This is a genomic window from Colwellia hornerae, assembly GCF_007954355.1.
GTDB lineage: Bacteria > Pseudomonadota > Gammaproteobacteria > Enterobacterales > Alteromonadaceae > Colwellia_A > Colwellia_A hornerae.
Window position 1 is genome coordinate 74,697 of sequence record NZ_VOLR01000012.1, and the last position, 21,164, is coordinate 95,860.

The 21,164-nt window shown below is 39.5% G+C and carries 21 protein-coding genes and 1 pseudogene; 11 read left to right on the forward strand and 11 right to left on the reverse strand.

Annotated elements, in window-relative coordinates; genetic code table 11:
- The 7 genes from ESZ26_RS10060 to ESZ26_RS10090 all read left to right on the forward strand — a co-directional run bounded on the left by ESZ26_RS10060 (position 1) and on the right by ESZ26_RS10090 (position 7,444).
- Positions 1-507: a DoxX family protein gene (locus ESZ26_RS10060; RefSeq protein ID WP_146799499.1), complete on the forward strand. Its 507-nt coding sequence runs from the start codon at positions 1-3 to the stop codon at positions 505-507.
- Positions 508-548: 41 nt separating this feature from the next.
- Positions 549-2,081, forward strand: a complete 1,533-nt coding sequence (locus ESZ26_RS10065; protein ID WP_146799500.1) for an FMN-binding glutamate synthase family protein — start codon at positions 549-551, stop codon at positions 2,079-2,081.
- 4 nt (positions 2,082-2,085) lie between these two features.
- Entirely contained in the window at positions 2,086-3,297 is a 1,212-nt protein-coding gene (locus tag ESZ26_RS10070) for a cation:proton antiporter (RefSeq protein WP_146799501.1), read from the forward strand.
- A gap of 22 nt (positions 3,298-3,319) precedes the next feature.
- A complete protein-coding gene (locus tag ESZ26_RS10075) occupies positions 3,320-3,898 on the forward strand; it encodes a DsbA family protein (RefSeq protein WP_146799502.1) in 579 nt (192 codons plus the stop codon).
- A gap of 112 nt (positions 3,899-4,010) precedes the next feature.
- The gene (locus ESZ26_RS10080; RefSeq protein WP_146799503.1) at positions 4,011-5,213 is read left to right on the forward strand and encodes a bifunctional alpha/beta hydrolase/OsmC family protein; all 1,203 of its coding nucleotides are present in this window, start codon (positions 4,011-4,013) and stop codon (positions 5,211-5,213) included.
- A gap of 214 nt (positions 5,214-5,427) precedes the next feature.
- Positions 5,428-6,882, forward strand: a complete 1,455-nt coding sequence (locus tag ESZ26_RS10085; RefSeq protein ID WP_146799504.1) for a dihydrolipoyl dehydrogenase — start codon at positions 5,428-5,430, stop codon at positions 6,880-6,882.
- A gap of 151 nt (positions 6,883-7,033) precedes the next feature.
- Positions 7,034-7,444 (forward strand): OsmC family protein, encoded by a 411-nt coding sequence (locus ESZ26_RS10090; protein ID WP_223813310.1) that lies wholly within the window; start codon positions 7,034-7,036, stop codon positions 7,442-7,444.
- Positions 7,445-7,677: 233 nt separating this feature from the next.
- Here the strand turns inward: ESZ26_RS10090 and ESZ26_RS10095 are convergent, their stop codons facing one another.
- The 5 genes from ESZ26_RS10095 to ESZ26_RS10115 form a co-directional block, all read right to left on the reverse strand.
- Entirely contained in the window at positions 7,678-8,211 is a 534-nt protein-coding gene (locus tag ESZ26_RS10095) for a peptide-methionine (S)-S-oxide reductase (RefSeq protein WP_146799506.1), read from the reverse strand.
- Between the two features lie 42 nt (positions 8,212-8,253).
- The gene (gene msrB / locus ESZ26_RS10100; protein WP_146799507.1) at positions 8,254-8,706 is read right to left on the reverse strand and encodes a peptide-methionine (R)-S-oxide reductase MsrB; all 453 of its coding nucleotides are present in this window, start codon (positions 8,704-8,706) and stop codon (positions 8,254-8,256) included.
- An 80-nt stretch (positions 8,707-8,786) separates the two neighbouring features.
- Positions 8,787-9,311: a cytochrome b/b6 domain-containing protein gene (locus tag ESZ26_RS10105; protein WP_146799508.1), complete on the reverse strand. Its 525-nt coding sequence runs from the start codon at positions 9,309-9,311 to the stop codon at positions 8,787-8,789.
- A 32-nt stretch (positions 9,312-9,343) separates the two neighbouring features.
- Positions 9,344-9,901 carry a cytochrome P460 family protein gene (locus tag ESZ26_RS10110; RefSeq protein ID WP_146799509.1) on the reverse strand — a complete coding sequence of 186 codons (558 nt, stop codon included), beginning with the start codon at positions 9,899-9,901 and terminating at the stop codon, positions 9,344-9,346.
- Between the two features lie 108 nt (positions 9,902-10,009).
- Entirely contained in the window at positions 10,010-10,615 is a 606-nt protein-coding gene (locus ESZ26_RS10115; RefSeq protein ID WP_170246352.1) for a cytochrome P460 family protein, read from the reverse strand.
- Between the two features lie 74 nt (positions 10,616-10,689).
- Between ESZ26_RS10115 and ESZ26_RS10120 the strand changes: the two genes are divergently transcribed.
- Positions 10,690-11,643 carry an AraC family transcriptional regulator gene (locus ESZ26_RS10120; RefSeq protein ID WP_146799511.1) on the forward strand — a complete coding sequence of 318 codons (954 nt, stop codon included), beginning with the start codon at positions 10,690-10,692 and terminating at the stop codon, positions 11,641-11,643.
- A 790-nt stretch (positions 11,644-12,433) separates the two neighbouring features.
- Here the strand turns inward: ESZ26_RS10120 and ESZ26_RS10125 are convergent.
- Together ESZ26_RS10125 and ESZ26_RS10130 are read right to left on the reverse strand one after the other, a co-directional pair.
- A complete protein-coding gene (locus tag ESZ26_RS10125) occupies positions 12,434-13,873 on the reverse strand; it encodes a DEAD/DEAH box helicase (RefSeq protein ID WP_146799512.1) in 1,440 nt (479 codons plus the stop codon).
- A complete protein-coding gene (locus tag ESZ26_RS10130; protein ID WP_146799513.1) occupies positions 13,870-14,400 on the reverse strand; it encodes a hypothetical protein in 531 nt (176 codons plus the stop codon). The genes ESZ26_RS10125 and ESZ26_RS10130 overlap by 4 nt, the downstream gene beginning before the upstream one ends.
- A 132-nt stretch (positions 14,401-14,532) precedes the next feature.
- On the opposite strand from ESZ26_RS10130, the gene ESZ26_RS10135 reads away from it, so the two are divergent.
- The 3 genes and pseudogenes from ESZ26_RS10135 (at position 14,533) to ESZ26_RS10145 (ending at position 16,275) form a co-directional block, all read left to right on the forward strand.
- Positions 14,533-14,748, forward strand: coding sequence for a helix-turn-helix domain-containing protein (locus ESZ26_RS10135; RefSeq protein ID WP_081150019.1), 216 nt, complete (start codon positions 14,533-14,535; stop codon positions 14,746-14,748).
- 176 nt (positions 14,749-14,924) lie between these two features.
- Positions 14,925-15,797 (forward strand): annotated as a pseudogene (locus tag ESZ26_RS10140) (WYL domain-containing protein).
- Positions 15,798-15,996: 199 nt separating this feature from the next.
- Complete coding sequence (locus ESZ26_RS10145; protein ID WP_211361221.1) at positions 15,997-16,275, forward strand: BrxA family protein; 279 nt, start codon at positions 15,997-15,999, stop codon at positions 16,273-16,275.
- A gap of 52 nt (positions 16,276-16,327) precedes the next feature.
- Here the strand turns inward: ESZ26_RS10145 and ESZ26_RS10150 are convergent, their stop codons facing one another.
- Genes ESZ26_RS10150 through ESZ26_RS10165 form a run of 4 tightly spaced genes read right to left on the reverse strand, consistent with a single transcriptional unit; the run spans position 16,328 to position 21,160 of the window.
- Entirely contained in the window at positions 16,328-17,725 is a 1,398-nt protein-coding gene (locus ESZ26_RS10150; RefSeq protein WP_146799514.1) for a site-specific integrase, read from the reverse strand.
- Positions 17,722-19,971, reverse strand: coding sequence for an AAA family ATPase (locus tag ESZ26_RS10155; RefSeq protein WP_146799515.1), 2,250 nt, complete (start codon positions 19,969-19,971; stop codon positions 17,722-17,724). The genes ESZ26_RS10150 and ESZ26_RS10155 overlap by 4 nt, the downstream gene beginning before the upstream one ends.
- 2 nt (positions 19,972-19,973) lie before the next feature.
- On the reverse strand, positions 19,974-20,456 hold the full coding sequence (locus ESZ26_RS10160) for a hypothetical protein (protein ID WP_146799516.1): 483 nt from the start codon (positions 20,454-20,456) through the stop codon (positions 19,974-19,976).
- On the reverse strand, positions 20,456-21,160 hold the full coding sequence (locus ESZ26_RS10165) for a hypothetical protein (protein ID WP_146799517.1): 705 nt from the start codon (positions 21,158-21,160) through the stop codon (positions 20,456-20,458). The genes ESZ26_RS10160 and ESZ26_RS10165 overlap by 1 nt, the downstream gene beginning before the upstream one ends.
- Positions 21,161-21,164: the final 4 nt, after the last annotated feature.

Here is a 21,164-nt window from a genome sequence, read left to right on the forward strand (position 1 = left end):
ATGCATACTCTAAACAATCTAGTGTTATCTACCAATAATTTATATCGTAACCTTGCCAGTAAAATTAGCCTGTTAGAGCCTGTCGGGTTATTAGCAGCGCGTTGCTATGTTGCTTGGGCATTTTTCGCTTCAGGGCTAACTAAATTAAGAGACTGGGACAGTACATTAATGCTTTTTGAATATGAATATCAAGTGCCAGTATTGCCGTTTGAATTAGCTGCTTATTTAGGCACTGCTGCGGAACTGGTTTTACCAGTGTTATTAATTGCCGGTTTAGCGAGTCGTTTTTCAGCGCTAGGATTATTTTTTGTCAATATTGTAGCGGTAATAAGCCTAGAAGAAATAGCCCCTGCAGCTTATATGGAACACGTATTATGGGGAACGCTTTTGTTACAAGTTGTTATATTTAGTGGCGGACGTTTCGCGTTAGACCGCATAGTAGAATCGCGGTTATTTGATAGAAAGGCTACGAATTCTGATACTTCAAATAAACATGTTGTGAATTAAAAGTTTGCTCAACTTAACTACTTTATTTTGGAGATATACAGATGTTTGATTCAATAATACTTACTATTTTACTATGGGCCGCTACCATTTTTATTGGCGCGATAGGCATTGGCGTACTTTACGTGCTCTTTTTATACATTGCGGATATCACGCAAACTAAACAAACAATAAGGAGAAACTTTCCTGTTATCGGTAGGTTTCGATACTCTTTTGAACATATGGGAGAATTTTTCCGTCAATACTTTTTTTCTATGGATAGAGAGGAAATGCCGTTTAATCGTGCTGAGCGATCTTGGGTATATCGTGCAGCAAAAAATGTAGATTCAACTATTGCCTTTGGTTCAACACGTTCACTTGCAAACGCTGGAGAGGTGATGTTTCTCAGTTGCCCGTTTCCAACATTAACGGAAGATGCCGCCTTACCAAAAACAATTACCATAGGTGACGGCTATGCTAAGAAACCGTACCAAACAAATTCTTTATTTAATGTCTCAGGTATGAGTTTTGGTGCAATATCGAAACAGGCAGTACTTGCATTATCAACAGGGGCAAAAGAATCTGGTGCATGGATGAACACGGGTGAAGGCGGTTTATCTCCTTACCATCTTGAAGGTGGAGCAGATATCGTTTTTCAGATTGGCACCGCTAAATATGGTGTAAGGGATAAAGATGGAAATTTATCTGATGACAAGCTGAGAGAAATTGCTGCTCATGAGCAAGTAAAAATGTTCGAAATAAAAATGAGTCAAGGCGCAAAACCTGGTAAGGGTGGAATTCTACCTGGCATAAAGGTCTCAGCTGAAATAGCACAAATACGGGGCATAAAAGTAGGCCAAGATTCTATTAGCCCAAATGGACATACAGATATATCTAGCAGTTATGAACTTTTAGATATGATAGCCAGAGTACGCCGTGTTACGGGTAAACCGGTAGGTTTCAAGGCTGTTGTTGGGCGACAAGATTTTTATGACTCATTGTTTAGTAAAATAAACGAAAGAGGTATCGCGTCAGCACCTGACTTTATCACCATTGACAGTGCTGATGGCGGCACTGGAGCAGCGCCACAAAGCTTGATGGATTATATGGGCTTACCTCTAAAAGAAAGTTTGCCATTTGTTGTCGACAAATTAATTGAGCATAAACTTAGAAATAGAATAAAAGTGATCAGTTCAGGCAAGTTGGTAACACCGTCTAACGTTGCATGGGCACTTGCGATGGGAGCTGACTTTGTTACGTCTGCCCGAGGATTCATGTTTTCATTAGGTTGTATACAAGCATTGCAATGTAATAAAAACACCTGCCCTACAGGCATAGCAACACAAGATGCTAAGTTTCAAAAAGGCTTGAACCCAGCTGATAAATCTGTGCGTGTCGCTTCGTATATTAAAAATATGGTTTATGAAGTCGGTACCATTGCCCATTCATGTGGTGTAAAAGAGCCTCGTGCGCTAAAGAGACACCATGCTAAGGTGGTTACAGAAAATGGGCGAAGTGTTTTACTGTCAGATATTTACCCAATCGCGGACCCGAAAGGCTCACCTCATGCTGACACTGACGCATTAAGGGTCTTATAAAATCATGAACATTCACACTATTGTTTCTATTGCTATGCTACTCCTTGGCTTAGGTGTATTGGCAATCGTTCTTGAACGTTTTATACGTATTCCCTATACCTTATTATTAGTTGTATTGGGGTTTATTCTATCCTTTTTTACGGTAGCGTTTGGTATAGAAACAGGTGTGCGTGCGAGCAATTTTCAAGACTTAATGTTATTTATACTGTTACCAGTATTAATATTTGAAGCGGCATTTGTTTTAGACAGCAAGCTTCTGTTCAAATATTTACCCAATGTACTAACGCTGGCAACTTTAGGTTTACTTATTTCAACCACGGTTATTGCTGTTTTTCTTTATTTTGGTATTAATCATCCAGGCTTTCCTTTTATCGCCGCATTATTAACAGGTGTTGTAATTTCGGCTACAGATCCCGTAGCCGTTGTCGCTCAGCTGAAGCAATTGAAAGCGCCTGCTGACTTAAATGTTTTGATTGAAGGTGAAAGCCTATTTAATGACGCAACTGCCATTGTTTTATTCGGCATTATTCTCAGTATTGCTTTAGGAGAAAGCGAGCCTGATCTTACGTCGGCAATGTTCACATTTATTAGCGTGTTTTTTGGCGGGATTATTGTCGGCAGTATGCTGGGGTATTTTGCCGCGATTTTTGTAAGATTAATTAATATCTCGGTACCACATATTGTGGCTATTACACTGCTGCTTGCTTATGGAACTTTTTACGTTGCTGAGCACTTACTGCACGTATCGGGAATTGTTGCCGTTATGTTTGCTGCTTTACTTTTTAAGAAATCAGCAAAGAGCCAACTAGCCAATGTTTATAGTGGTTTGCACAGTGTATGGGAGTCACTTAGCTTTGTCGCTAATATATTTGTTTTTGTATTACTTGGCTTGGTTGTTAGCCTGAATATGTTTACCGAAATGTGGCTGGCAATCATCTTGGCGATTGTGGGCGCGTTTATTGCGCGTGTCGTCGCAGTATATATATCCGTATGGTTAAATCGTTTTACATTAGGGAAAACTATTAACCCAAAATATCCGCCTATAATGATTTGGGGTGGATTACGTGGCGCGGTCACTATTGCCTTAGTATTGTCATTACCTACAGAATTACCTTATTGGTGGACAATTCAATCAATAGGCTTTGGCATTGTACTTTTCACACTTATCGTTCAAGCAACAACAAACTCTATGCTAGTTAGAAAATTAAAAATTTAGATAAATAAAGGGAACACTTCATATGACTATACCCATGCCACGTCGCCCAAGCGGATTTTTGCTCGGCGATGCTGCCGCTCAAATTACGATTGATGCGTTTATTGATATTCAATGTCCGCATTCTCGTACCATTTGGCCTACGTTACTGGAAGTTTCAGAATATTATAAAGGTAAACCTGTGAGCCTAAAGGTTCATTTGATAACCCTTAGTAATCATCGACAAGCTTGGGATATGAGTTTAGGCCTATTTGCATTAGCAGAAGGCGATGCAAATAAATTTTATGATTTTGCGACATTCGTCTATGAACGCCAATCAGAATTTTATAACGGTTGCTTTTTGCATAAAACTCACTATGACCTGATGCAGTTAGTAGCTGATTTTGCTAATGAACATTCGGGCTTAGAGCGTGATAGTTTCCTGCAGAGAATGAGTGATAGCGATATCTATATTCAAGCACGTACACCCATTCGTTATGCGGCAACAAAAGCTGTGTGGGCAACACCAACTTTGTTTATTAATAATGCGGGGAATGTGCCTGTTGATCACAATTCAAGTTTGGCGGATTGGCAAACGGTTATTGAGCCATTATTACTAGCTTAACGGCCTGTGATTTTAGGCAGAACAATAGATAAAGAACATTTTTATATTAAGCAATTAAACATTGAGCAAACTTGGTATACGAGGTGTTTATTACCAACAAAAGGTGAAAACAATGAGAACAAAAATAGAATTTTCTAGCCAAGGACAAAGCCTTGCTGGCTTACTTGAAACGCCTGACACAAAAATTAGAGCCTATGTTTTATTTGCCCACTGTTTTACCTGCGGTAAAGATGTTGCAGCGGCTTCGAGAATTAGTCGTTTTCTTGTACAACATGGCTTTGCCGTTTTTCGATTTGATTTCACCGGCTTAGGCAATAGTGACGGTGACTTTGCTAATACTAATTTTTCATCTAATACTGAAGATTTGCTTTCTGCGGCCAAATTTCTAGAGCAGCATTATCAAGCGCCGCAATTATTAATTGGGCATAGCCTTGGTGGAGCAGCAGTTTTAGCAATGGCGGCACAACTGCCAGAAGTTAAAGCGGTGGTAACTATAGGCGCTCCGTTTGAAGCAAGTCATGTTATACATAACTTTGATGCTCATCTCGACACAATAGAACAAACAGGACTAGCAAAAGTTAGTTTGGGTCCACGTGAATTCACTATTAAAAAACAATTTTTGGATGATTTACGTAACCAAACAACAGAACATATTAAGCATCTAAATAAAGCCTTATTAGTATTACATTCTCCTATCGACCTAACCGTAGATATTGCCGATGCAGAGCAAATTTACAAAGCCGCTAAGCATCCTAAAAGTTTTGTTAGCCTAGATACGGCAGATCATCTTTTATCAAAATCAGTAGATAGTGAATATGTAGCGCAAACGATTTCAGGCTGGGCAAGTCGATATATTCCAGTGCCAGAAACATCCCGCCCTAGTCTCACTAAAGGGCATGTTTTGGTAGCCGAAATTGACCATAAATTTCAACAAGATATTTTTAGTGATCATCATCACTGGAATGCAGATGAACCAGTACAGTTAGGCGGTAAAAATTCAGGCCCCGATCCTTACGAGCATCTACTCGCTGCTTTAGGCGCTTGTACAGCAATGACCATTCGTATGTACGCTACTCGAAAGGAAATTCCACTCGAGCATGTGGAAGTGTCATTGTCGCACGAGCGTAACTATTTAGAAGATGCGGGTAACGTTACAGAACAAAACAAAAGCATGGAGGTATTAATTCGGAAGGTTCAGTTATTAGGGCCGTTATCCGATTCAGAAAGGGCTCGGCTAATGGAAATTGCTGATCGCTGTCCGGTGCATAAAACGCTGCATAATAATCCACACGTGTTGACCACATTGGTTAAGTAGTAGATAAATTGGATATCATTAAGTGTTAGAAGCGTCAATTTGTATTAGCTAAGTTATTTCGTCAGTAAAGCAGGTTTAATTGAAGAATATGTATTATTCAGTACATATTAATTATTGAACGAATCATGATAATAATAAAGTTCATTGAGCATTGCTTAGTTGTTAATCGACTTTATAGTAATTTTATCAATAATAATCAGTTTGAGGATATTAAATGAAAAACAATCAGAACACTCACGTAGAAGTCGCCATTATTGGCACCGGCACTGCTGGTATGGGAGCCTATCGCGAAGTTCGTAAACATACCGACAGCATTGCATTAATTGAAGGTGGGCAGTACGGGACGACTTGTGCAAGAGTCGGTTGTATGCCTTCCAAACTATTAATTGCGCCTGGCGAGTTACGTCATAACACAGAAAAATTTGCAGATTTTGGTTTGCAAGGAAAAATACCAAGTGTTGATGGCAAGGCAGTGATGAAACGCGTTAAAGATGAACGCGACCGTTTTGTAGGTTTTGTAAATGAAGATATAGATAGTTTTGACGAAAAACATCGCATTCAGGCTTACGCTAGTTTTGTCGATGACCATACTTTGAGTCTATCAACAGGCGGCACTCTTACTGCAGACAAGATAATTATTGCTACGGGATCTCGCCCCAATATTCCAGGCTTCTTTGAACAAGCAAAAGATCGTCTTATTACCAATGACGATGTTTTCTATTGGGATGACTTACCCAAATCGATCGCGGTTTTTGGCGCAGGAGTAATTGGTTTAGAATTAGGCCAAGCACTGCATCGTTTAGGTGTTCATACCCATTTATTTGGTGTGGGCGACGCGGTTGGCCCCCTTTCTGACCCTGAGGTTATCGCCACTTCCCTTGAAATTTTTAAAGGTGAATTTCCGTTTCATAGCAATGGCCAAGTTAAATCTATAGAGCGCAACGACAAGGGCGTACAAATAACGTTTAAGCCGACACCTGATAGCGAAGAAGTTACAGAAACATTTGATTACCTACTAGCCGCAACGGGTCGTAAAACGAATATTGATAATATTGGAATAGAAAATACGTCCCTTGAATTAGATGGTCGCGGCGTGCCTATTTATAATCCTATGTCAATGCAATGTGGTAACAGCCATGTATTTATTGCTGGTGATGTTAATGGTGATATTCCACTATTGCACGAAGCGGCAGACGAAGGACGATTAGCAGGCGAGAATGCCTCAACCTTCCCCCAAGTATTTAAAAAAGCCCGTAAAACCAGTTTAGGCGTAGTCTTTTCCGATCCACAAATAGCCACCGTGGGCATGTCATTCAGAGCACTTACTAAAAAATTAGGCTGTCATTTTGCAAGTGGTAGCGTGAGCTTTACCGGACAAGGTCGCTCAAGAGTTATGCTGGTCAATAAAGGTTTATTGAAAGTATATGGTGACAAAGAGACTGGTGTATTACTTGGCGCAGAGATGATAGGCCCACACAATGAACACATTGCACATTTGTTAGCATGGGTTATTCAGCTTAGAATGACCGTAAGTGAGGTATTGCAAATGCCATTTTATCACCCGGTTATTGAAGAGGGTTTGCGTAGTGCTCTTCGTGACTTATTGTTTAACTTAGACATGGGCGCGCACCCACCGCTTCGTTGCATTGATTGTGGTCCAGGCGCGTAATTTTATTCGTTCGAGTTCACTTTCTTTCCTTTTTATCATTTACAGTACTGCAGGATTTTTTATAGCCTGCAGTTAGAAAGTTAACGAGAGAAAGTTAACGAGAGAAAGTTAACGAGGACAGTCGCTCGAAAGTTCTAAAGGGCATGTTTTGGTGGCCGAAATTGACCATAAATTTCAACAAGATGTTTTTAGTGATCATCATCACTGGAATGCAGATGAACCAGTACAGTTAGGCGGTAAAAATTCAGGCCCCGATCCTTACGAGCATCTACTCGCTGCTTTAGGCGCTTGTACAGCAATGACCATTCGTATGTACGCTACTCGAAAGGAAATTCCACTCGAGCATGTGGAAGTGTCATTGTCGCACGAGCGTAACTATTTAGAAGATGCGGGTAACGTTACAGAACAAAACAAAAGCATGGAGGTATTAATTCGGAAGGTTCAGTTATTAGGGCCGTTATCCGATTCAGAAAGGGCTCGGCTAATGGAAATTGCTGATCGCTGTCCGGTGCATAAAACGCTGCATAATAATCCACACGTGTTGACCACATTGGTTAAGTAGTAGATAAATTGGATATCATTAAGTGTTAGAAGCGTCAATTAACCTGATAAATATAAGTAGGCGATCATACAGTTCCAAGAGCTTTATGGTATAAAATAATGTTTAACTAAAGTAATTGAGGGGCACTTTAGTTAAACATTTAACTCTGTATCTTTTGTTTTTATTATCAAAAACGTTGTTATGAGGAGGATCGTTCAAAATATTATTTGCTAATTATTAGTTATCGTCGATTATTAATTTTTTAAGATCACACCCGAACTAGCCAATTTCTCACTATTAACAAATGGCTTGAAGCGAGTAAGCAAAAGACTCAATTTTGGATGAATATAAGTTTTACAAAAGGGTTTATTCGGTGAATTATATAAGTAATTGAGAAACTCCCCCTTATTTTCCTTAAATGACTCAAATGGCAGTACTTTCGTGATAATTGGTTTATCAAAATTACTCTGTAAAGAGTCTAAAATATTGCTAGCTTCTTGGTTTTGATCATCGTTATAGGTATATATTGCCGAGCGGTATTTTTGCCGCATGGAATGGTTAGATGTGGATGCATGAGTATGTAAATGAATTTCGATTAATGTCTGCAAACTAATCAGAGCTTGATCAAAATATACTTCAATGGCTTCAGAAAATTCATTATCAATGCCAATTGAAGAAATCCAGCCTTGCTTCACCGTTTTAATGCCAATTAGGGATTCGAAAACCCCTTCTGTACACCAATGGCAACCACCTCCTAAACCAACCTTGCTGAAGTTTTCATTATGCATTGTGCTCTCTCTAGTCACTATTGAAAATAGCACGTTCAATCGTTATTTTGATCTACTCTCTACTTGAGCTACGTATTCACCAAAGCCATTGTTTACCATCTCATCAATAGGGATAAAACGAAGAGAAGCGGAATTAATACAGTAACGTAATCCACCTTTATTTGTTGGACCATCATTAAATACATGTCCTAAATGACTGTCTCCGCTATCAGAACGTACTTCGGTACGAACCATACCATGGCTTTTATCCTTAATTTCTTGGACATTTTTTGACTCTATTGGTTTAGTAAAGCTTGGCCAGCCGCAGCCAGATTCATATTTATCCGATGAAGCAAATAGCGGTTCACCTGAAACGATATCCACATAAATACCAGGCGAAGTATTATTAAGATGCTCTCCACTACCCGCTCGCTCTGTGCCACTTTCTTGTGTTACACGATATTGTTCTTTGGTTAGTGCTGAAATTGCATCGGCGGATTTTTGATATGTTGTCATGACTTTCTGTCCTCGGCGTTTTGTCACCTTTAAGTGTGACACTATAATATTCATTGTATGTATTAACGGAACTCGCTAACTTATTTTATTTTTTGATGCATTATTGCCGCACCTATATGACCAATAAGCAATATTGGCAGTATGATATCTGACGCTATATCTCGATGATAATTGGCAAAAGGTTCTATAAAGGTGATCATTAACATATCAAAATTTTGTTGTAACAACTGTTCAATGAATTCAGACCTAAAAAAACCAGGCAAGCTAATAACACCTGCTATTGGAATATCAAAGCCAGTGCCAATTAAGGCGCTGACGGGTAGTGAAATAAGCATAAAGTACAAAGTGTAATGCATTATTTTTGCTGATAATTTTAGCCATACGTTGTTGGGCGATAAAGTCTTAGCCACTATTTTAGATGAACGGTAACGTGAAACGAACATAATGAGACTAAGTATCAATATTAATAGACCAAAGTTAAGATGAATAACGAGTAAGTACCAATTCGCTACTTCAGTTTGTGTGGTATACCAATATCGATAGTAAGCAGTTAAGTAGGCCACAACAATACTAAAGACAATACTCCAGTGTAATATCCTTACCATAGTGTGGTGTGCCCATATTAGTTGATAACTAGTTATTTAGAGCTACCGTTTAATACTTCTCTGTCTTTACCTCCAAGTGGGGTATGGCAGCCTAAGCACATTTGTGAACGACCTGATAAATCTACGCCTTGATAGTTAATGATTCTACCATCAGGATAATACTCAGCCCAAAACCAATCACTATTAGTTGAGTCGTAGCCTTTTTCACGTTGAAACATAATCGTAAGCGCTACATAATTATCGGCTTGATCATCGCTATAGACTTTATGCGGTGTAAGTTCTTCTTTAGCGCCATAGTTATGCTTAACGATCAGTTTTCCTTTTTGACCCTCTATTTCAGCGTTAGTTGAGATAACTTCTTGGATACTGCCATGTGGTCGGTTTCCTACAAAGGGGTAACTGCGTGTACGCCCATCACCTACCAGTTTATTTTTAACCATGTATTGCCACACTTTAGCTGCATATGCATTATCGACCGCTTTTCCTGATGATGTTTCGGCTTTTTCGGCCATGGTATGAAAAGGCAGTAGGAAGAGCATGATGACAGGAATTTTTAATCGAATTAAGGTGTTGGTTGAAAATGTAAGCATATTTGTCTCCGATAGGCGTTACTTATAAAGCTATAAAAATGAACCGATTTATCATTTGACCTTAATAGAAAATCAAATGATAAAACGGCGAGCTAACTTATGTTTTTCTTATTTAATTGGCTTAAGACTGTCTGAATAACCACCACCAGCTTTCATTTTCATTCCCTTACCCTGACTTAACACAGGATAATATTGAGTAAAAACAAAGTCATCAGCCGCAGCATTTGCATGACATGAGTTACAAGACGTTGATGGGAATGCTTTTGCTGTTTTGGACAACGTTTTATGATCCGCACTTGAAAAACTAAAATATGCCCAGTTACCCGGCTCATCTTTAAAGTGTTTCTTGCTTTTTATTGTGGCTTCAAGGCCAATGAAATCGCCCATAAAATAGCCTTTACCGCTAACGGCAGATTTTGAACCAACTGACACTAGTTCTTTAATAATAATAGTACCATCACGGAATTCACCTTTATTTTTCCAGTGTTCCCAGCTTTTAGGATCTATGTAAACATTATGAAGTTCAGGAAATGCGGCTTTGCCATCATTCATGTCATTGGGTGTAACGGGTGTTCCAACGTAGATCCACTCTCGATACCCAGTAGGACGTTCAAGCTCACCATTTTTCATTAAAAATGCTTCACTTGCATGAGTGGCCCCTGAAAAAATGACTTGCACAAACAGGAACGATATTGCTATTAATAGTTTATTCATTTTAATAATATACTCTTTTTTATTTCTTAAAATATCACTATAACAGTAACTACAATTAACCCTTGGTATCTGAAATGCTCAATAATGTCGCTCATCAACTCAAATGTCCAACATCAGAATTTAATGTACTTGATGATGTCATTGATACTCTTCGCTTTCGTGGCAGTATATTCTTTCATTCAAGCCTTGCTGCACCTTGGGGAATGTCGTTATCATCAATCGTAATGCCAAGATTTCATATTGCATTGGAAGGTGGCTTTTATGTGGGAGCAGAAGGTAGCAATATTAATGTAGAGCCAATGGACATCGTCATGATTCCAGGTGGAGATATGCATTGGATAGCGGATCAATTGGATCGTGAATTAGTACCTAGTGCGCAAGCAGGAGACGCTTGTGCTTTAGGTATGCCACTTTTTCAACAAGGTGAAATCACCAATAAGATTATGTGTGGAATAGTTGAATATGACGAGGCTATTGAACATCCTATTCTCAGTGCATTACCCTCAATAATTCAACTTTCCAATATTCAATCGAGTGATAATGTTTGGATGACAGTAAAATTAATTGACGCGGAAATAAACAGAACAAATAGTAAAAAAAACAGCATAATAGATCGTTTAACTGAAGTCTTATTTATTCAGCTACTCAATAACTTCATCAAGAAAAATGAGCATCTAACTGGCTTCTTATCTGCACTTAAAGAACCGCGTTTAAATAAAATATTACAGCTCATTCATCAGAATCCTGAAAGACAATGGACTCTAGATATTATTAGTGATGTCGTCGGCATGTCTCGTGCGACATTACAGCGTAAATTCAAAGCTGCCATCGGTGTTTCGCCAATGGTTTATATAAGCCGTTGGCGTATGGCAAAAGCTTATCAGTTATTAAAACATTCAAATTTATCACTTGAAGGAATTGCTGATGGTATTGGGTTTTCAGACGCGCGTACACTTTCGCATGCATTTAAAGAATATTATGGGGATACACCGAGTAAATTTCGTAAGAAATTAGAGAGGTCAATATAATTATTAATACAGAATTTCTTTAATAAAGGACAAAGGGACTGACCCTTTTAAGGAATGCAAAGCTATCATTTTCAAATCTTAATAATAGATCGTTTTTGGATATAATCATTGTTATCTCTATCTCGTTATGGGGGCGAAACCGCCTTAGATTTATTACTCTAAATTTATTTAAAACTTAAACAATTCCAATGTCCGCTTTGGAGATTTGAGATCTAATTCCGTGCAAAGGTTTTAGGCATAATTTTAGTTTTGAATAAATGTGATTTTTTATATAAAAACGACAACTTTAGGATCTCTGAACTGCCGTTAGTACTCAAAAGCTAATGTCAGGTAATGGCTAGAAGCCGAAGTATTAATTTAGTCACTTGAAGCTCCCGCTAGCGCACAAAGTGGTATTATTTCTTAGTGGCAAACCTAATATTTTCAGTGGTCACAGTAAATGTCATTAGGTGGCCGTTTTGGATGATAATGACTGGTAATTCTGATGTAATTGGGTGGCACAACTAAAGTAATTATCCAGTCTCTAATGTTCCATAGCTAATGTTAACAATATGTCTTAATTAATAGTAGCAAACCTAATGTAATTCAATGGTCAAAGTAAGTGACTTTTAATGGTAATGTGAGTCATGATAATGACTGACCGTTCTTATGTTATTTGGTGGCTAAACTGAGATGTAGTTGTCCTGAACTGAACACTTAATTTACTTGCTTAATAAAACATTCATAGATGGACAATAGTATTATGGAACAGAACTTTAAGTTAATTGACTAAAATAAAATGAGAGTATAGTTACCTCAATTCAGTTAACCCAAGCTCAATTGATTCTTGCTGAAATCGACCAAAAATATTAACCACTTTTTCATATGAGCTTGTCAAAAAGTGTTTGTCAGATGTTTCCTTAACTTGCTCAAAAGGTACCGCATCAACAAAGTGTTCAGTATCACCTAGCTTTATTTCTGATTGGATCAATTTAGTCTTTTTATTATCGAACTTTAGTGTGGTAGATATTTTATTATTAACCTTGTCTTCAATCTGAGGCTTTATCCTCATTTTTTCAAATTTAACGATATCGGCTTCAAAAGGAACATCTTGTTTAACTCGGTAAGCATACTCTAAAAGTTTAGGCTCAGCGGGCATGTACATAACCGCCTCTTGATTTTTTAAACCTGTAACCCTAAGTATACGTCCTAAAATCTGCCTAAAGTGCATTTCCGTTTTTATATTCGTTAGGTGGCAACATACCTGTAAACGAGGAATGTTTGTACCTTCACTGATCATACCTACGGATATTATCCATTTACTTTGAGCGTGCCTGAATTCCTGAATAATATTTGTAGGTTCATTTTCTCTATAGGTAACCACAACGCTATCCTCGTTGAGATAGGTTTTCATTAGAATTGAAATATTCCTTGCATGCTCGACAGATGACGCAACAATTAATCCTGCAGCATTAGGAGATTCTTTTCGAATTGACGTTAATCTTTGATGTGCAGATGAGATGACGTATTTAATAACAGCTGTATTTTCAATAACCTCCTTGTATGGAATGATTGACTGACACAATAAAGTTTTAAAACTATTGAAGGTTTTAGTCTCTTCATTATCAACAACAGAAATATTATTATTATCTACGGCAACTATCTGCGGTATACGACAAACATTATCTTTAATGGCTTCAGCAAGCCCATAAACAAAATCACAAGATATTTTGTTGCTCGGATGCATATAATTCGACAGAACAATGGGTGCAGTATCTGATCGCCAAGGAGTACCAGTCAACGCCAAAGTAAATTTAGCCTTATCTTGAATATTTAGTATTATTTGCTCTCCCCAGGCATTGGCATTCTCAATATTAGAACCGGCACAGTGATGAATTTCGTCGAAGATAACGAAAACCTTGTATCTCTCAAAAAGTTGCCAAAAGCTAACATCTAAAAATTGTAAATTTTGATAAGTTAACGATCGACCTTTTGATCCCATTAATCCATCAAAACGTTCTTGGGTTTTTCTCTGTAAACTTTCACTAAAATCTTGAGAAACAATAGAAGAAGGAGAAAAACAAATAATTAAATCGACAAGATTTCTTTTTAAAAGCCGGTTAGCTAACTCTGATGCCATAAATGTTTTACCGGCACCTGGCGTAGCTAATGTCAAAAAATGAGTTTCTCCATTTACATATTGTTCAAATGCTTTATCAACACACTCTGATTGCCATTTTCTTAGTTTCATACTGCTTTACTGTTACCATCGTTAATTAAATTTTCTACTGCTTTTATTTGCCCTAGTAATCTGGAGTTTTGTTCACGGGCATTATTATATTGAGGCTGTAGCAGTTCATATAAGTCAGGGAAGTCGTTACAAAGTTGCTTATATTCACTTGATTCACCATAACTCATCAGTAATTCATTTTTATACTGAGTTAAACGTTGTCGTAGAGAGTTTTGAATAGTGTTAGATGAGGGGGTAACTTTAAAATTTATATTACTTTCTTTTTTATCATTTTCTATGATTTTACTTACATTAAATGAACTTGTTTTAATATAAGTGGTAATCTCTCTTTTTTTTGAAACGTTTTTTCGTAGCCAACCATTTTTGACTAACTTTACTAGTTCTGCATAAACGAACCGTCGAGCATCACTGGGATCCAAAGCTTTATCTGAATGAATAGTTATATAGGCTGCTCTGAGCTCTACAGCCGAAAAATGGTCAAAATTAGGAGCTGAAATAATTTGAGCTAGCAACTTGTTCAATTTCATTTCTTTATCCTAGAAATAATAAACTTACTTATGTGGTATTATAATCCGTGGGAGCATAATCCGTGGGATTATACTCTGTGATATTATAATCCGCAATATGGAATAGTCGCTCATTTGATTAGGAAATTCATAATGAGTGAACTGTCTAAGCGGTTTGGAGAAAAAATTCGTTCAGTAAGAACCGCTAAAGGAATATCTCAAGATAAACTCGCTGTAAAAAGTCAAATCGATCGAAGTTATATTGGCCGTATTGATCGAGGTGAAGTCAATATAACCATGGATAAGTTATACATCTTAGCGGCCGCGTTAGAGTGTAAACCTCAAGATCTCTTACCTGAAATGGACTGAAACTCTTTTCATATTTTTATATATCTATTTAACTATTTTATCTTAGAATCAAGTTTAAAGAGCGACAAAAGTACACTGGTACTAATAGACAATCATTGAATAGCAGAACCACTTAAAGTATGTTTGATTTTGAAACATACTGTATTCACTCAATAAATTGATACGTGTATATAATGATTTTTGATGATCTAAATTACTCACAGAAACAACGACTTGCTTACATCGATTTTAAGCTGCTATTTGTTGGTAGAGTCACTCGTAATGAAGTGGTAACTAAATTTGAAAAAGGGATGTCTGGCGCTACAGCAGATCTCAACCTTTATAAACAATTTCGTCCACAAAACATGGTTTATGATACTAAACAACGAGTGTATGTTCAATGTGATACCTTCAAGCCATTGTTCACACATGATCTTCGTAAAGCGTTAGTAAAGCTTGCTAACCAAATAACCGATGGCTTCGATGCTATCGGTGATGTTACTTTTCCATTTAAGCTCCTAGTCAACTAAACATTTCAGATATCTTTATCCTTGCACGCTTAATTCAATCTATTATTAATAAAAAGCCTGTAAGTATAATTTATACCTCTTTAAGTAGTGGTAGTGCGGCTCGTGAATTAGTTGCACACAGTATTGTAGATAACGGTTTGAGATGGCACGTTAGAGCCTTTGACCGTAAATCAAATTCTTTCCGTGACTTTGTTCTTACACGCATTTCAAAAGTTACAATACTTACACAGAACGTGGAAAATCATGAAGATAAACTTGAAGATCATCAATGGATGCGAATGATGCCATTGCAGCTTATTCCACATCCAAATAATGTCCAGCATCGAACTAGACTACGACATGAAAAATAAGGTGCTAGAATTGAATGTTCGTGCGGCTTTAGCTGGCTATCTATTAAGGAGATAGAATGTAGATTGTACTAGAGAAGCTTCTTTAGACGGTGCAGAGTATCAGTTATGGCTACGTAACAGACAAACCCTGTATGGCGAAGAAAATCTAACAATAGCGCCCGGTTATAAAGCAAATGAAGAAGAATTATAAATGACAGCTCAACCAGGTTTAAAACTGATACCGTTAAAAATAAAGCGTATTTAGGTGATCTGATTGGTGGTAGTTTGATGATCCGTGAGAGTCAGGTGATCGCAGAACTATTAGTTAAAAAGCCATCAAAAGAAGCGTGGACAGATGCCATTGTTAATCAAAACGTTTTGATGCTTCAGCTAAACGTAATGCAGCGACGATTAAAAAGCGGTTAGCAGGTCTAAATGATGAATTTATTGAACAACTAGCCTTTGGCAGTACAGATCGTTCTACACAACTAATGTTTGCAGCGACGTTAATCAATTCAACAATACTCGCTGATTTCATGCGTAGTGTTTTTATAGTCGCTAAACGTATGTTTCGTGAAAATATCGACAGTACCGATTGGCAATCCTTTTGGGATGATAGGTCACGCTTAAGCTTCTACAGCGATCCGGTGGATGCGGTTTATAAAGCTTTGGGAGCTTTAGCGCCTTAGGGTATAAGCTCTAATGTCAGCTCCCCTTGTAAATGCCAGTCTAAAAAACCCACTATTTGCTACTATTTAGAATTGCTAAAACTTGACGTACTTTTTTAAGCTCCTGCTCAAGTTTGTCTGCCCGTTGTCGCTCATGTGTTGTCTTATTTCTGGCTTGATTGGCTAATTGCCGTTCATTCTCGGCAGTTTCTAATGCCATCTGTGTTTCTAAGGTTTGTTGTTCTCTGTCTGCTTCGAGCTCCTTAATGCGAGCATCCTGTATGTAATGCCTGGTTTTATGGCCATGGCGCATACGGTCTCGTAAGTAATGTTTGATTAACGTCTGCTTGTTTCGATGAGTCATGTCGTCAGCCACCTGCATTGCTACGGCGTTTTCTTCAGAAGAGAACCCCAGTTCGGCGTTAATATCGGCTTGAAGAGCCATTCTCCGATTAGCAAATCGATGACGTAAGCCGTAGATGCTCTTTCCTTGCGGCCAGCCAAGCTTGTTTGTTATTGCGCTGAATATTTTTGAAATATGCTGTGGAGTAATTGGTGTGCCGTTTTTAGGGTTAAGAAAGAGGTGGCCGTTATGCTGCTCAAAACCTGTCTCATCCAAGAAAGACTGCAGATCACTTTGGATAAACGAGATGATTCTAGTAATCAGCTTTAGCGAGAAGTTTATTGGCATTGTATTTCCGCCTTTTTGAGCGAGGGGAGTCACTTTTATTGAGTCTTTATCGGTGTTGAATAACTCCCGTTCAATGATCGTTTGCGTGAATTGCAGCCGCACATAGCCACTTAGCGCAATTGGGCGAGAACCATTCCCATCAGAAATCCGAACCATCAGCAGCATACTTGCGCGCTCATATCCATCGTAATTTGTTCGAATGTAATCGTTAAGCTGATCCAGTTCCCAATCTTCGACCACCTTATCGCTTAGAACATCACTCACACCACAGTCGGTAAATACCTTGGGGTACAGCTTTTTCTGACCCGGTCCATCTTTTTTAGATGCAGTTTTATCACGAAGTGGAAGTGCAGATGTGATCTGAAATTGGGCGCCGTCATTCGGTTGGACACCAAGTAGCATCGGATGGAGTTCCTGCCGCAGTGCCCAGAAGTAAAACTCATAAAGCGGAAATATGTAATCGTGATTAATGCTGTTCTTGGTGACGTTTATATTTCCCCGCCATCGCGGATCCTTGACCGAGCGCTCCAATTGCCAACTTCTGTAATCGACCAGTAAGTTATCGGTCATATTATCCCAAGTTTTCCCCTTCTTTGCGAGGAAGTCAAACAGGCTTCGGATTGCCTGGCGATACGTCGCTATAGTACTGGGTGAGCTCTTGGCTTTGATTATGTGGTTGATGAAATCGATTGCTGGCCAGATCACCTTGCTGTCAGCATCCTGATATACATAATACGTCTCACCGTATAGAACAACAGCTGTTTCTTGCGTTACTTTCATTTTGTCTCCTGAATCTTAATGGGAGATCCAATATAGCACCGGGCTGCATTCGACGGTGAGTTGATAGTATATTTGATAAATTCGAGATCGCCTACAAGGACAACCTTGTGGCGAGCTAGTGATACTGCCGTATAGAGCCACGAATTATCAATCAAATAATCGGCATCCAAAATAACAATAGCGTTGTCATATTGGCTACCTTGACTTTTGTGAATCGTGATGCAGTAGGCCAGATCCATGAAAAGGCATTCCTTCTCTGTCATATACTTAACCCCTTCTTTCTCAAACTCGATCTTGATGATGCACTGTCGACCATCTTTGAATCGTGTGTTTGAGTATATTTCACAGATTTTGCCAACAGACCCGTTTGAGATGGCAAGCTCTCGGCTGTTCTGTTCATAGATAACAGTGTCACCCTCAATGAACTTCCGTTCATAGATCTCTCTACTGGGCAATTTTTTTTTGAAATTCCGGATTTTCTGTTGCTCTTGATTTATCTGATCACAAATTTTGCGAGTAGAGGCTAATAGCTGTGGCTCTTTCCCTACTTTGTAGAGGTCATACCAGGTGTTTTGTGCTGACTTGACCATCGCTCGCACTGACGAACTTTCGGTCTGACGCCATGTGACGTCAGATTGGGTTCCTTTGGCGTAGGGATATAGCACTGCGCTTGCTGGCTTTAGATCTTGCCTGCCGATAGCATCACAAAATTTGTGCAAATCTGAAATTCCATCCTGTCTGTAGGACCGGTTGATCGTAACACATAGATTCGGGTCATTGGCCAATTGGTGAAACACGAGGCCAGGCCCCATAGGCTCCATTTTTTTCACATCACCCACCAAGCAAAGTCTCCAATTGTTAGGCAATAGCTTCAGTAGAGTGTATATCGATGGCGTATCTAGCATCGATGCTTCATCAATGATGATCAAAGTTTGCTGCAATTCACCGCTCCTGATCAGCTCGCCTATCTGCAATACAAAAGAAAATACCGTCTCGGTTTTGTGGTCAGTTTCTTCAGCAAGGCGGCGTGCGGCCTTGCTGGTTGGTGCCAGCAACCAGACGGGCTTTCCCCTAGCTTCATGTTGATGGAGGATAGCTGTAATGATAGTCGTTTTTCCGGTTCCGCCGCCGCCGGTTATCAGAGATAACCTTGAGCGCGTTACAAATTTGACTGCGTTTATCTGGTTGTCATCCAGTTTGAACTTTTTCACTTGCTTTTTGATGCGAGCCTGTTCTATAAACTCAAGCAAGAGGCTTTCCTGGTAAGTTAATGTGTAGGAATCAGGGCTGTATGCGATGTCGTTCAGACGTTTGGCTGTTATCTTTTCGAGCGCCAGATGTCCCAAACTCTGAACCAACTTAAGCTCTTGGTGGATAACCAGTGTAAATTGTCCGTGCTGCCGCGCAACCTCAGCAACAGTGTATTTTATGTTTTCGTCATCCAGCACTCTTTGCACGTTTTTAATCGGCAGAGCCATATGGCCGTTTGTATCATAAGCCTGATACAAACAGGCTTCGATGGCGGCCAATGCCCGGCGCGGATCGTCTTTTTGAATGCTAAATTGTGCGTGGGCAATCTTATCAATTGTTCGCCACTGGTCAATGGCATTTTTAGCAGGCATTAAGGGCAGCAGTCGATAAGGATCAGCTTCAAGGTTCTCTATGACCTGGCGGCCCCAGAGCCGGGTCAGCTTGCTAACCAGTGCTCGAGGGATTTGTTTCTTATTCAGGAATTTGAGCAGCTTCACTTCTGTCGAACATTGCCGCCAGCCCGAGAGTAGAGACTCTGCTAGGGTTTCTGGCATTTTCAGTCTGGGGTGCTTAATAAACGTGACAGTATCAGCTGTTTCTAACGTTTTGACCAATGAATCGGGGAATGCTTTATTCATCTTTTCAACCCAGTTTTTTCCGATACCGCTAAAGGATTTGCTCTGCTGGATGTAATCGCAGACTAGGGTCTGATCAGTATCAACGTCAATAGGTTTACGTTCACCGGCGGTTGCAATGAACTGTGGGCCGTAACGCTGATCATCCTCGTGTTCGCCTGTGACATGCCAGATATCGTCTACCGACGGTTGATCCTCAATGGTACCGAAACGGCAAAACACACGGTGTTTGTCTGTACCAATTTTGAGGTTGAAGATAGCGAAATGTAGCTTCCCATCAGTTTTAGCATCAATAACTCCTGTTACTATTCCCGTGAGTTTTACCGTAGGGGCTATTGTGCTAAATACATCAAGTTGCATAGTTAAGATCTCCCTTCAAAACCAGGTGTAGGATCCGATTCAGAGTTTTGCTTGAGGGTGTCATGCCGGATAAAACGTCCTGTCAGGATAAGTAATTCTTCCGCCGCCTTATCTTGCTCCATGTACTCGATTTTTGATTCGGCGCGAGCTAGTTCGCGGCGCAGCCAGTCAATGAGCAAATCTTTCTGCTTGAGGAGCTTACGTACCTCTTCTGGTTGCTCTGCAGAGACATTGACTGGCGTACCTGAATCACTAACTTGTTGATCCACCATTGTTTTCAATCGTTCCCAAAGTACCTCCAATCTTGGGTTTGAGCCCCATGTAGATTTTGTTATGCTGAATTTTCGTCCTATAGCTGCCTGGTTTGCGCGACCTTGGTAGAGCGGAATTTCAGGGGTCGATGCCAACCACTTCTCAATTGCATTGGCTCGTTCGTCTCCGATGGCCTTAGCAACATTGCGTTTCCCTTTTACTGTCTTGCTCATCAGTCATCCTGCTTTAATTGAATGATATTCGTTTGTGGGGTGGGCTCTTCCGGATAAATCCCAGTTTTCTCCATTAGCTCATTCAGTTGTTGGCGTAAGTGGTGACTCTGACCTTCCAGTTCCATCACTTGGTGTTGCTGTTGCTTTGCCAGTCTGTTCCGCCACTCTATTTCCGTTTTATGCTGCAGTTTCAATCCTATCATCTGCCGCTCTTTCACTTGAACATCCTCATTGAGAGTGTCGTTTTCCAGGCGTAGAGCAATCATTTCATGAGCAATGGCTTCATGGTTTTTCTTCACCAAAGCTAATTGGGAATTAAAGTTTTGAGTTTTGCTGAGGTGCCCGTTATCGTACTGTATCTTTTCTTTTTCTTTTAAGCGGGCAAACAGGCTAGGTAACTTACAGGTGCCTTCTATGCGCTCTCTGGTAGCTTGTGAAATGGCCTTGTATGTCGTATGAGCAGTAGTGTTCTTGGGAATGTCGTATTTGGCGACAGTGGCTGGATTGTTCTTACTGCCGTTCCAGCCACGAAGACCTGAAACAGACTTTGGGTACCACTCCAGTTGAAAGCCTCCCTTTCTAGAGTCCTCTAAACGGTTACCATCGTCTGACAGGCGATGAGGAATATCCGTTGCGAGCCACCCCTCTAATACTCTAACCTTTTGTTCCAGTTTCTTAATGCCTTCAATGCGTTGCTTGTCCATTTTA